This window comes from Streptomyces diacarni (genome assembly GCF_003323715.1).
GTDB lineage: Bacteria > Actinomycetota > Actinomycetes > Streptomycetales > Streptomycetaceae > Streptomyces > Streptomyces diacarni.
Genome location: NZ_QOIN01000034.1, coordinates 196523 through 209552, shown reverse-complemented (window position 1 = coordinate 209552; position 13030 = coordinate 196523). Strand labels below are relative to the sequence as shown.

The 13030-nt window shown below is 72.0% G+C and carries 9 protein-coding genes; 7 read left to right on the top strand and 2 right to left on the bottom strand.

The features are described 5' to 3' along the window. The first annotated feature begins 22 nt into the window (after positions 1-22). The 7 genes from DTL70_RS07580 (at position 23) to aceE (ending at position 11040) form a co-directional block, all read left to right on the top strand. Positions 23-1123, top strand: coding sequence for a nicotinate-nucleotide--dimethylbenzimidazole phosphoribosyltransferase (locus DTL70_RS07580; RefSeq protein ID WP_181860827.1), 1101 nt, complete (start codon positions 23-25; stop codon positions 1121-1123). A gap of 97 nt (positions 1124-1220) precedes the next feature. Further along, a complete protein-coding gene (locus tag DTL70_RS07575; RefSeq protein WP_114021070.1) occupies positions 1221-1994 on the top strand; it encodes an adenosylcobinamide-GDP ribazoletransferase in 774 nt (257 codons plus the stop codon). 164 nt (positions 1995-2158) lie between these two features. Then, positions 2159-3712, top strand: coding sequence for a leucyl aminopeptidase (locus tag DTL70_RS07570; protein ID WP_114021069.1), 1554 nt, complete (start codon positions 2159-2161; stop codon positions 3710-3712). A 247-nt stretch (positions 3713-3959) separates the two neighbouring features. Beyond that, positions 3960-5366, top strand: coding sequence for a dihydrolipoyl dehydrogenase (gene lpdA / locus DTL70_RS07565; RefSeq protein ID WP_114021068.1), 1407 nt, complete (start codon positions 3960-3962; stop codon positions 5364-5366). A gap of 62 nt (positions 5367-5428) precedes the next feature. Further along, positions 5429-7213: a 2-oxoglutarate dehydrogenase, E2 component, dihydrolipoamide succinyltransferase gene (gene sucB, locus DTL70_RS07560; RefSeq protein ID WP_114021067.1), complete on the top strand. Its 1785-nt coding sequence runs from the start codon at positions 5429-5431 to the stop codon at positions 7211-7213. 180 nt (positions 7214-7393) lie between these two features. Continuing rightward, positions 7394-8020, top strand: a complete 627-nt coding sequence (locus DTL70_RS07555) for a GntR family transcriptional regulator (protein WP_114021066.1) — start codon at positions 7394-7396, stop codon at positions 8018-8020. A 323-nt stretch (positions 8021-8343) separates the two neighbouring features. After that, positions 8344-11040, top strand: coding sequence for a pyruvate dehydrogenase (acetyl-transferring), homodimeric type (gene aceE, locus DTL70_RS07550; RefSeq protein ID WP_114021065.1), 2697 nt, complete (start codon positions 8344-8346; stop codon positions 11038-11040). 335 nt (positions 11041-11375) lie between these two features. On the opposite strand, the gene DTL70_RS33445 is transcribed toward aceE, so the two are convergent. Then, positions 11376-11480 carry a methionine/alanine import family NSS transporter small subunit gene (locus DTL70_RS33445; protein ID WP_181860826.1) on the bottom strand — a complete coding sequence of 35 codons (105 nt, stop codon included), beginning with the start codon at positions 11478-11480 and terminating at the stop codon, positions 11376-11378. Next, entirely contained in the window at positions 11480-12988 is a 1509-nt protein-coding gene (locus DTL70_RS07540) for a sodium-dependent transporter (RefSeq protein WP_114021063.1), read from the bottom strand. The genes DTL70_RS33445 and DTL70_RS07540 overlap by 1 nt, the downstream gene beginning before the upstream one ends. Positions 12989-13030: the final 42 nt, after the last annotated feature.

Below are 13030 nucleotides of genomic sequence, written 5' to 3'. Positions count from 1 at the left end.
GACTCACGTACGCTCCCAGATCATGAGCGAGCGCAGCCTGGACCTTGACGACTTCTCCGACCTCATCGAGCGGCCGCACGGCGCCCTGCGGCGGCAGGCCGAGGAGCGGCGCACCCGGACCGGGCTGCCCCCGCAGGCGCTCGGCCGCCTCGACGACCTGGGCGAATGGCTCAGCTCCGCGCAGGCCCAGGTTCCGGTGCGGCCCGTCGCCAACCCCCGGCTCGTCGTGTTCGCCGGCGACCACGGCGTCGCCGAACTCGGCGTCTCCACGCGCGAGGCGGGCACCGCCCACCACCTCGTGCGCGCGCTGCTCGACGGCGCCTCCCCCGCCGCCGTGCTGGCCCGGCGCTTCGAGGTGCCGGTGCGCGTCGTCGACATGGGGCTGGACTGCGACCCGGCCGAACTGCCCGCCGAGGTCACCCGGCACCGGGTCCGCCGCTCCTCGGGGCGGCTCGATGCCGAGGACACCCTCACGCTCGGGGAAGCCGAGGAGGCCTTCCGCGCCGGGATGGCCGTCGCGGACGAGGAAGCCGACGCGGGATGCGACCTCGTCGTCCTCGGCGACCTCAGCGTCGGCGGGACCACCGCGGCGGGCGCCCTGATCGCCGCCCTGTGCGGCACCGACGCCTCCGTCGTGACGGGGCGCGGCGGCGGCCGCATCGACGACCTGACGTGGATGCGCAAGTGCGCCGCCATCCGGGACGGCCTGCGCAGGGCCCGCCCCGTGCTGGGCGACCAGCTCCAGCTGCTGGCCACCGTCGGCGGCGCCGACCTGACCGCCATGACCGGCTTCCTCCTCCAGTGCGCGGTGCGCCACACCCCCGTCGTCCTCGACGGCGTCGTCTCCGCGGCCTGCGCGCTGGTCGGCCAGCGGGTGGCCTTCCGCGCGCCCGACTGGTGGCTCGCCGGGCAGTTGGGCGGCGAGCCGGCCCACGCCAAGGCGCTCGACCGGCTCGCCGCCGACCCGCTCCTGGAACAGGGCGTCGCCGTCGGCGGCGGCACCGGGGCGCTGCTGGCCCTGCCGCTGGTCCGGGCCGCCGCCGCGCTGGCAGCGGAGCTGCCCGTGCACGAGAGCGAGTCTGCGCCCTCCCCCACCGAGCAGAGCGCCCTCGACGCCACCTGAGCCCCCTGAGCCCTGCCGTACGGGCACGGCCCTCACCGTGTGCCGGACGCGAAGGGCCCGCCCCTGTGCGGTGGCGGGCCCGGTAACGTGCTCGGCCATGGATCGTTCCCCCACGCCCGGCGACGGCATACGGTTCGCTCTCGGCACCTTGACGGTGCTGCCCGTGCGGGTCACCCGCTGGGACCGGGCGGCTGCCCGTGCGGGCATGGTCTGCGCGCCGCTGGCCGGCGTGGTGGTCGGCCTGGCGGCCGCCGCGGTGGGCGGCGTACTCCTGGCGTGCGGCGCGTCCGCGCTCGTCGCGGCCGTCGCCGCCGTGGCGACCGGCGCCGTGCTGACCCGCGGCCTCCACCTGGACGGCCTCGCCGACGTCGCCGACGGGCTGGGCAGCGCGAAGCCGGCGGACGAAGCCCTGCGGATCATGAAGCGGTCGGACATCGGCCCGTTCGGCGTCGTCACGCTCGTGTTCGTGCTGCTGGCCCAGATCGCCTCCGTGGCACGGTTGTTCGCTGCGAGCTGGACCGTGGGGGCCGCCGCCGTCGTGATGTCCGCGCTGGTGGCGCGCGGCGCGCTCACGCTCGCCTCGCGGGAGGGGGTCGCCGCCGCGCGGCCCGAGGGCCTGGGCGCCGCGGTCGCCGGCACGGTGCCGCGGGGCACCGCGTGGGGTGTCGCCGTCCTGGTGGTGGCCGCGGCCGTGGTGGCCGGGCTCGCCGGGCCCCTCGCGGTGTTCGCGGTGGGCGCCGTACTGGGGCTGTGCGCCGCCGAGTTGCTGCTGCGGCACTGCGTGCGGCGGTTCGGCGGGGTGACGGGGGACGTGTTCGGCGCGCTGGCCGAAGTGGCGGCGACGTGCGCGTTGGTGGTGGCCGCGCTCTGAGGCGCGGTGGGCGACGGGTCCGACGGCGCGGTGTGTGACGGGTTCGGTGCAAGTGCCAACCGTCCCCGGTTCGGGGGAGGGGGCGGGCATACCATGCCCGGAGCGTCCTGAGCCGGAGGCGGCTTCGCACTCCGCGCCCTGTCAAGGAAGAAGGTCTCTCCCACGTGTCTGCACTGACTCTCAGCTCCTCGTCCGCGGCGACCCTGCGCGCGGACGCTGTCGTCGTCGGCGTCGCCACAAGCGGCTCCGCCGACAAGGCGGGCAAGAAGGCCTCGCTCGTCCTCGCGCCCGGCGCGGAGGCCGTCGACAAGGCGTACGGCGGCAAGCTCGCCGCGACGCTGGAGACGCTCGGCGCGAGCGGCGGCGAGGGAGAGGTCACCAAGCTCCCGGCGCCGGCGGCCGGGGTGAAGGCTCCGGTCGTGGTGACCGTCGGTCTCGGCGAGGCGGCGGACGGCAAGGAGCCCTTCGAGCCGGAGGTGCTGCGGCGCGCGGCGGGTGCGGCGGCCCGGGCGCTGGCGGGCACCAAGAAGGCGGCCTTCGCGCTGCCGGTCGAGGACGCGGAGGCCGTCGCCGCGGTCGCCGAGGGCGCGCTGCTGGGCGCCTACTCCTTCACCTCCTACAAGGGCAAGGACAGCAGCGCGAAGAAGGACGCCAAGAGCGCGCCACTGGCGGAGATCGCGCTGGTCGGCGCGAAGGCGCGGGACAAGGCGCACAAGGCGGCCGCCGAGCGTGCCGTGGTGGTCGCCGAGGAGGTGCACCGCGCCCGGGACCTGATCAACACCCCGGCGAACGGTCTGGACCCGAAGGCGTTCGCCGGCGAGGTGCGTGCCGCGGCCAAGGAGTACGGCCTCACCATCGAGGTGCTGGACGAGAAGGCGCTGACCAAGGGCGGCTACGGCGGCATCCTGGGCGTCGGCAACGGGTCGACGCAGCCGCCGCGCCTGGTGCGGGTCGGCTGGTCGCACCCGAAGGCGAAGAAGTCCCTGGCCCTGATCGGCAAGGGCATCACCTACGACTCGGGCGGCATCTCGCTCAAGCCCGCGGGTCACAACGAGACGATGAAGTGCGACATGAGCGGCGCCGCCGCCGTCTTCTCGACCGTCGTGGCGGCGGCCAGGATGGGGCTGCGCGCCAACGTGACCGGCTGGCTGGCGCTGGCCGAGAACATGCCGTCGGGCTCGGCCACCCGTCCGGGTGATGTGCTGACCATGTACAGCGGCAAGACCGTGGAGGTGCTCAACACCGACGCCGAGGGCCGTCTGGTGATGGCGGACGCGCTGGCCAGGGCCGGCGAGGAGCAGCCGGACGCGCTGGTGGACGTGGCGACGCTGACCGGCGCCATGATGGTGGCACTGGGTGCCCGGACGTTCGGGATCATGGCGAACGACGACGCCTTCCGCACCGCCGTGCACGAGGCGGCCGGCGAGGCGGGCGAGGACGCCTGGCCGATGCCGATGCCCGCCCACCTGCGCAAGGGCATCGACTCGCCGGTCGCCGACATGGCCAACGTGGGCGACCGGATGGGCGGCGGCCTGCTGGCCGGGGTGTTCCTGAAGGAGTTCGTGCCCGAGGACATCCCCTGGGCGCACCTGGACATCGCGGGCCCGGCCTTCAACGAGGCGGCGCCGTTCGGCTACACGCCCAAGGGCGGCACGGGCTCCGCGGTCCGTACGCTGGTGCGACTCGTGGAGCGCACGGCGGACGGCGACCTGGGCTGAGACGTCCGCCACATCGCCGACGGGCGTGTGGGCCCCGCTCGCCGTGGCGAGCGGGGCCTGCGGCTCGCGACCGTACTTCGAGGTAACCGGCCCCGCGTCCCGGTTTCCGTCAACAAGTGCGAAGATGGGTCACTGGCAGGACAGGGCCCCGCACGGCTTGACAGAAGCCGACTGACAAAGGGCCGAGCAGACACAAGCGGCCGAACCTGAAGCCGCCCGGTCACAGGAGACCGGCTACGGCGTACCCATGCATGGAGGACGTGACGTGGCGAACGACGCCAGCACCGTTTTCGACCTAGTGATCCTCGGAGGCGGTAGCGGCGGTTATGCCGCTGCCCTTCGCGCCGCACAGCTCGGTCTGGATGTCGCTCTCATCGAGAAGGACAAGCTGGGCGGTACCTGCCTGCACCGCGGCTGCATCCCGACCAAGGCGCTGCTGCACGCCGGCGAGGTGGCCGACCAGTCGCGTGAGAGCGCCGAGTTCGGTGTCAAGACCTCGTTCGAGGGCATCGACATGGCCGGCGTCCACAAGTACAAGGACGGCGTGATCTCCGGCCTCTACAAGGGTCTGCAGGGGCTGGTCGCCTCCCGCAAGGTCACCTACGTGGAGGGCTCCGGCTACCTCTCCTCGCCGACCTCCGTGGAGGTGAACGGCCAGCGCTACGAGGGCCGCCACATCCTGCTGGCGACCGGTTCGGTGCCCAAGACGCTGCCGGGCCTGACCATCGACAACGACCGGGTCATCAGCTCGGACGACGCCCTGGTCATGGACCGGGTGCCGAAGTCCGCGATCATTCTGGGCGGCGGCGTCATCGGCGTCGAGTTCGCCTCCGCGTGGAAGTCCTTCGGTGCGGACGTCACCGTGATCGAGGGTCTCAAGCACCTGGTGCCGGTCGAGGACGAGAACAGCTCCAAGCTGCTGGAGCGCGCCTTCCGCAAGCGCGGCATCAAGTTCAACCTGGGCACCTTCTTCGACAGGGCCGAGTACACGGACGACGGCGTCAAGGTCACCCTCGCCGACGGCAAGGAGTACGAGGCCGAGGTGCTGCTGGTCGCCATCGGCCGCGGCCCGGTCTCGCAGAACCTGGGCTACGAGGAGGCCGGGGTCGCCATGGACCGCGGCTTCGTCACGGTGGACGAGTACTGCCGCACCAGCGTGCCCACCATCTCCGCCGTCGGCGACCTCATCCCCACGCTCCAGCTCGCGCACGTCGGCTTCGCCGAGGGCATCATGGTCGCGGAGCGGCTGGCGGGGCTGAACCCGGTGCCGGTCGACTACGCCGGTGTCCCCCGCGTGACCTACTGCAACCCGGAGGTGGCCTCCGTCGGCCTCACCGAGGAGCAGGCCAAGGAGCGGTATGGCGCGGACAAGGTCGTCACCTTGAAGTACAACCTCGCGGGCAACGGCAAGAGCAAGATCCTCAAGACGTCGGGCGAGGTCAAGCTCGTCCAGGTCCGCGACGGTGCCGTGGTCGGCGTCCACATGGTCGGTGACCGCATGGGTGAGCAGGTGGCCGAGGCCCAGCTCATCTACAACTGGGAGGCGCTGCCCGCCGAGGTGGCCCAGCTCATCCACGCCCACCCGACGCAGACGGAGGCGCTCGGCGAGGCGCATCTGGCGCTGGCCGGCAAGCCGCTGCACTCCCACGACTGACCGCCGAGCAGTCACTCAAGGGCGCGACCCATCCGCACAGTTCGTAAGGAGCAACAGGAACCATGGCGGTTTCCGTAACCCTGCCGGCGCTCGGCGAGAGCGTGACCGAGGGCACCGTCACCCGCTGGCTGAAGGCCGAGGGTGAGCACATCGAGGCCGACGAGCCGCTGCTCGAGGTCTCCACCGACAAGGTCGACACCGAGATCCCCGCACCGGCCTCCGGGACGCTGTCCTCGATCAAGGTCGCCGAGGACGAGACGGTGGAGGTCGGCGCCGAGCTGGCCGTCATCGACGACGGCTCCGGCGCCCCCGCGGCGGCCGAGCCGGCCGCCGAGCCCGAGCCCGCCCAGGCCCCGGCGCAGGAAGAGCCCGCCCAGGCCGAGGCGCAGCCCGAGCCCGCCGCGGCCCCGTCCGGCGGCGGCTCCGCCGAGGGCACCGACGTGACGCTGCCCGCGCTGGGCGAGTCCGTCACCGAGGGCACCGTCACCCGCTGGCTCAAGCAGGTCGGCGACGAGGTGGAGGCCGACGAGCCGCTGCTGGAGGTCTCCACCGACAAGGTCGACACCGAGATCCCCGCTCCGACCTCCGGCACCCTGCTGGAGATCGCCGTGGGCGAGGACGAGACCGCCGAGGTCGGCGCCAAGCTGGCCGTCATCGGTGCGGCCGGTGCCGCTCCCGCCGCCGCCACTCCGGCGCCGTCGGCCCCGGGCAAGCCCGCCGAGTCGGCGCCTGCCCAGCCCGCTCAGGAGGCCCCGCAGGCCCCCGCGGCCCCGGCCCAGCCGGCGGCACCGCAGACGCCGCCGGAGCCTTCGCAGGCCCAGCCGGCGCCCGCACAGCCCGCCGCTCCGGCCCAGCCGGCTCCGGCGCAGCCCGCCCCCGCGGCGCAGGCTCCGGCTGCCGCGCCGGAGAGCGACGGCGCCTACGTGACGCCGCTGGTGCGCAAGCTGGCGGCCGAGCAGGGCGTGGACCTCACCTCGGTGCGCGGCACCGGTGTGGGCGGCCGCATCCGCAAGCAGGACGTCATCGAGGCGGCCGAGTCGCAAAAGGCCCAGCAGGCGCAGCAGGCCCAGGCTCCGGCCGCTGCCGCCTCGGCGGCGCCGAAGTCGCCGAAGCTGGAGGCCTCGCCGCTGCGCGGCCAGACGGTGAAGATGCCGCGCATCCGCAAGGTCATCGCCGAGAACATGATGAAGGCGCTGCACAACCAGGCGCAGCTGTCCACGGTCGTCGAGGTGGACGTCACCCGCATCATGAAGCTGCGGGCGGCGGCGAAGGGCTCCTTCGCCGCGCGGGAGGGCGTCAAGCTCTCCCCGATGCCGTTCTTCGTGCAGGCGGCGGCCGAGGCGCTGAAGGCCCACCCGGCAGTCAACGCCCGCCTGAACGACGACGGCACCATCACCTACCACGACGTCGAGAACATCGGCATCGCGGTGGACTCCGAGAAGGGGCTGATGGTCCCGGTCATCAAGGAGGCCGGAAACCTCAACCTGGCGGGCATCGCCCGCAAGACCGCCGAGCTGGCCAAGAAGGTCCGCGAGGGGGGCCTGGGTCCCGACGACATGTCCGGCGGCACGTTCACGATCAGCAACACCGGGTCGCGGGGCGCGCTCTTCGACACCATCATCGTGAACTACCCGCAGGTCGCGGAGCTGGGCATCGGTGCGACGGTCCGCCGTCCGATGGTCATCGACCACCCGGAGCTGGGCGAGACCCTCGCGATCCGCGACATGGTCTACCTGACCCTCTCCTACGACCACCAGCTCGTGGACGGCGCCGACGCCGCCCGCTACCTGGCCGACGTCAAGGCCCGGCTGGAAGCCGGCGAGTTCGAGGGCGAGCTGGGGCTGTAACCCCTCGGCCACCTGGTCCGTAAACGGTGCCCCCGCCACGGGTGTGGCGGGGGCACCGTCGCGTCGCGGGACGTGCCGTGTGGGGCGGTGACGGCTCCCTCACGGACCGCAGTGGCACCGCGTGCCTGCCCACGCCGTATCGTCTAGGGGCCCCACCCCCTCGTTGCGAGGAGCATTCTCATGACGCCGCCCGTCGTCCAGTCGCTGCGCGAGCAGATCCGGGAGCACATCGTCGAGGGGATCGTCAGCGGGCGCTGGAAGCCGGGCGAGCGGATCGTGGAGCGGCGGATCGCGGTGGAGCTGGAGGTGAGCCAGACGCCCGTGCGGGAGGCGCTGCGCGAGCTGGAGGCGCTGCGGCTGATCGAGTCGGCGCAGAACAAGGGCGCGCGGGTGCGGGAGCTGTCGCCCGCCGATCTGGAGGAGATCTATCCCGTGCGGGCCGGCCTGGAGCAGATCGCCGCGGAGCTGGCGGTGGCCCGGTTGGCGGGGGACGTCTCCGCGCTGCGACCGCACGTGGAGGCGCTGTACGAGGCGGACCGGCTGGGGGACGGAGAAGCGCAGGTGCGGCACACGGTGGCCTTCCACAGGGAGCTGGTGCGCGCCGCCGGCAACAGCGTGCTGCTGCACACCTGGGAGGGGCTGGGCATCGAGGTGTGGACGGCGCTGTCGATCCGGTGGCTGGGCACGGTGCAGCAGTCGTATGCGGAGGAGCATGACGCGGTGCTCGCCGCGATCGAGCGGTGTGATCCGGAGATCGGGCCGTTGGTGAAGGAGCACGTGTTGGGGTGCGCGCCGGCGCCCCGATAGCACCCACTGCTGGGCGGCAGCCCACCGTTGCGGCGGCGGAAGCGGCGTGTGCGGGTCCGTTGTGGCTGGTCGCGCAGTTCCCCGCGCCTCTTCGGGGCGACCCCCTGCGCCTGGCATTCCGTGCCTTGTTTCGAGGCACGGAATGCCAATTTCGGGTCGTGGGCGGTTTTTACCTTCCAATCCTTTGATCGATCATCGATCACGGGCGTAGAGTCCTTGTGTTGGGTGCCCCCTGTCCTGCCCGTTCAGGGTTGCAAAGCCCACTCGCACAACCGCCCTCCCGACCCGTTTGGAGGGGCCTACACGTCCGGAAGGTGGCCACCATGCCCGACCCCGTACGCCCGCCGCATCCGAGCGAGCTCGACCAGCTCCCGGACCGCGATCCGCAGGAGACCGGCGAATGGCGTGAGTCGCTCGACGCCGTCTCCTCGCACGCGGGCGGCGAACGAGCCGCGTACCTGGTGCGTCGCACCGTCGAGCACGCCCAGCACAGCGGCCTGGCCGTGCCAGGGCTGCTGGAGACGGAGTACGTCAACACCATCCCCACCTCGGCCGAGCCGGCCTTCCCCGGCGACGAGGCGATGGAGTCCCGCATCACCGCGTGGAACCGCTGGAACGCCGCCGCCATGGTCACCCGCGGCAGCCGCTACGGCCTCGGCGGCCACATCGCGACGTTCGCGTCGGCGGCGTGGCTCTACGAGACCGGCTTCGAGCACTTCTTCAAGGGCAAGGAGGGTGCGGACGGCGGCTCGGGCGACCAGCTCTACGTCCAGGGTCACGCCTCCCCCGGCGTCTACGCCCGCGCGTTCCTCGACGGGCGGCTCACCGAGGACCACCTGGACCGCTTCCGCCAGGAGTCCGGCGGTGACGGACTGCCGTCCTACCCGCACCCGCGCCGCCTGCCGTGGCTGTGGGAGTTCCCCACGGTGTCCATGGGCCTGGGCCCGATCTCCGCGATCTACCAGGCACGCTTCAACAACTACCTCACCAACCGGGGCATCAAGGACACCTCCGCCTCGCACGTGTGGGCCTTCCTCGGCGACGGCGAGATGGACGAGCCCGAGTCGACCGCAGCCCTCGCCCTGGCCGGGCGCGAGCAGCTGGACAACCTCACCTTCGTCATCAACTGCAACCTCCAGCGCCTCGACGGCCCCGTCCGCGCGAACTTCAAGATCGTGCAGGAGCTGGAGGCCCAGTTCCGCGCCGCCGGATGGAACGTCGTCAAGTCCCTGTGGGGCTCCGCGTGGGACGAGGTCTTCGCGCTGGACACCACGGGTGCGCTCACCCGCAGGCTGCGCGAGGTGCCGGACGCCCAGTTCCAGACGTACGCCACCCGCGACGCGGCCTACATCCGCGAGCACTTCTTCGGCGCCTCCCCCGCGCTGGCCGAGATCGGCAAGCTGCTGGGCGACGACAAGATCACCGAGCTGTTCAAGACCTCGCGCGCGGGGCACGAGCCACGCAAGGTGTACGCGGCGTACAAGGCGGCCGTCGAGCACAAGGGCGCGCCGACGGTGATCCTGGCGCAGACGGTCAAGGGCTGGACCCTGGGTCCTGGCTTCGAGTCCCGCAACGCCAACCACCAGATGAAGAAGCTCACCGGCAAGGAGTTCCGCGCCATGCGGGACCTGCTGGAGCTCCCGATTCCGGACAGCAAGCTGGACGACGAGCTGGTGCCCTACGTGCACCCGGGCGCCGACTCCCCGGAGGTGCGCTACCTCCAGGAGCGCCGCGCCGAGCTGGGCGGCCCCGCGCCGGCCCGCCGCATCCACGCGGTCGGCCTGCCTGCACCCGCCGACAAGCCGTTCGAGGCGCTCAAGAAGGGCTCGGGCTCGCAGGAGATCGCCACCACCATGGCGTTCGTCCGCCTGGTCAAGGACCTGATGCGGGAGAAGGAGACCGGGAAGCGCTGGGTGCCGATCGTCCCCGACGAGGCCCGCACCTTCGGCATGGAGTCGCTCTTCCCCTCCGCCGGCATCTACTCGCCGCTGGGGCAGACCTACGACCCGGTCGACCGCGACCAGCTCCTGTACTACAAGGAGGCCGAGAACGGCCAGATCCTCAACGAGGGGATCACCGAGGCGGGTTCGCTGGCGGACTTCACCGCGGCCGCCACGTCGTACGCGACGCACAGCGAGCCGATGATCCCGTTCTACATCTTCTACTCGATGTTCGGGTTCCAGCGGACCGCCGACCAGTTCTGGGCGCTCGCCGACCAGCTCGGGCGCGGCTTCGTCATCGGCGCCACGGCGGGCCGTACGACGATGACCGGCGAAGGCCTCCAGCACGCCGACGGCCACTCCCACCTGCTGGCCTCCACCAACCCCGCGGCGATCTCCTACGACCCGGCGTTCGCCTACGAGGTCGGCGTCATCGTCAAGGAGGGCCTGCGCCGGATGTACGGTCCGGAAGCGGACCAGCAGGAAGACGTCTTCTACTACCTGACGGTCTACAACGAGACCAAGGTCCAACCGCCCATGCCGGAGGGCGACGGCGTGGAGGAAGGCATCCTCAAGGGGCTCTACCGCTTCCGCGAGGCGGACAGCGCCCCCAAGGACGCCCCGCGCATCCAGCTGCTCTCCTCCGGCACCGCGATCCACTGGGCGCTCGACGCGCAGCGGATCCTCGCCGATCAGTGGGGTGTGGCCGCCGACGTGTGGTCGGCGCCGTCCTGGACCGAACTGCGCCGTGAGGCGATGGAGTGCGACGCGGCGGCGCTGCGCGGCGAGGAGCGCGTGCCGTACGTGACCCGCGCTCTGGAGGGTGCGCCAGGACCTGTGCTCGCCGTCAGCGACTGGATGCGGGCCGTGCCCGACCAGATCAGCCAGTGGGTCGAGCAGGACTGGTCCTCGCTCGGTACCGACGGGTTCGGCCTCTCCGACACCCGCGAGGGCGCCCGCCGCCACTTCGGTGTCGACCCGGAGTCCGTGGTCGTCGCCGCGCTGTCGCGCCTGGCACGCCGCGGTGAGGTCAAGTCGGAGGACGTCCGCAAGGCCGCCGAGAAGTACGGCCTGGCGTAAGGACATCCGTCCGCGCCCCACGGGCCGACAAGGGGCCTCCGCCACCCGGCGGAGGCCCCTTTCCGCGTGGGGTGCCCCCGCGCGGGCGCCCGCAGCCGGTGTGCAGGCGCGACGCGCGACGGTCAGCGCTCGGTGCGTCCCACCGGGTGTGCGACGAAGCGTCCTCGGCTCGGCAGCAGGGCGGCGGCGCGCCCTCCACCGGTTTCCGGCACCGGTTCTCGCCCGCCTCACCGCCGGGCTCCGTCCGGCGGTGAGGCGGGGCACGGCGCCCCGAAACACGGCGCAGGGCCCGCCGCGTCCTCCGCGGCGGGCCCTGCGCACTGCTCGGCCCCGTGCTACTCCGGGTCCGGGTGCCGCCGCAGACGCAGCACGGCGGCGATCAGGCCTCCCCACACGATGAGGATGGCGGCGGTCATCATCACCACGGCTCCTGCCGACATCAGCGCACCTCCTCCCGCTCGGCTCGCGGCGCGGTGCGCCAGGGGACGAGGGCGATCAGGACGCCGATCACCAGCGCACCGGCGGCGATCCCCCATCCCGCCCAGGCCAGGAACGAGGTCGGGTATCCGCCGTAGTTCTCGTCGAACTCGGCGCGCAGGCTGTCGACCATCATCCAGCCGAGCACCAGCGGGGTGACCACCCCGAGGCAGACGCGCCACCACAGGCCCAGCCGGATCGCGGAGGTCTCGTCCGCGTGGGCCTGGAAGGCCGGCAGCCGCCGCAGTACCCAGCCCATGACGACGAGGAAGACGAGCGCGGCCAGCGCGATGCCGTACTGGTTGATGAAGTGGTCGGCCGAGTCGAGCAGGGCCAGACCCGCGTCCGTCGGGAACAGCAGCAGCGAGACGACCGCGACCAGCCCGCCGACGCCCCACACGGCGGGCAGCCGCCGCATGCCGGTGCGGTCCTGCACCGCGGAGATGATCACCTGCACGATGCTGACCAGCGAGGTGATGCCCGCGATGGCCAGGGACGCGAAGAAGAGGAAGCCGAAGAGGCCGCCCATCGGCATCTGGGAGATCACGGCGGGGAAGGCGATGAAGGCGAGGCCGACCCCGTCGGTGACGACCTCGCCGACGGCGACGCCGTTGGCCTGCGCCATGAAGCCCAGGGTGGCGAACACGCCGATGCCCGCCAGGATTTCGAAGGAGCTGTTGGCGAAGCCTGCCACCAGCGCCGAGCCCGTCAGGTCGGAGCGGCGCCCCAGGTAGGAGGCGTAGGTGACCATGATGCCGAAGCCGATGGACAGGGAGAAGAAGATCTGCCCGTAGGCGGCGACCCAGACGCTTCCGTCGGTGAGCGCTCCCCAGTCGGGTGAGAAGAGCGCGTCGAGGCCCTCGGCCGCACCGTCGAGGGTGACGGCGCGGATCACCAGGACGACGAAGAAGACCACCAGCAGGGGGATGAAGACCTGGTTGGAGCGCTCGATGCCGCGGCGTACGCCCAGGGCCAGGATGAGCAGGACGACGAGCCACACGGCCAGCAGCGGCCAGAAGACGCCGCCGACCCAGCTGGTGGGCAGTCCCGGCTCGGATCCCGCGTGCAGGAAGTCCGCGGAGAAGAACGTCTCGGGGTCCTTGCCCCAGTCCTTGCCGAAGGAGAAGCCCGCATACCGTAGGGACCAGGCGACGATCACGGCGTAGTAGCTGGCGATGACGAAGCAGATGGCGACCTGCCACCAGCCGATGACGGAGGCGGGCTTGGAAATCTGCCGGAAGGCGACGGGGGGCGACTTCCGGTACTTCCTGCCCACCGAGTACTCGAGGATGAGCAGGGGCAGGCCCGCGGTGAGCAACGCGACGAGATACGGCAGGAGGAAGGCCCCGCCACCGTTCTTGTACGCCTCCGCCGGGAAGCGCCAGATGTTGCCCAGTCCGATGGCGGAGCCGATGGCGGCCATCAGAAATCCGGTTCGCGAGCCCCACTGTTCGCGAGTTTGCTGAGACATGACCGATTCCTTGTTCGCTGTATAACTGGCGGAACGTTAACA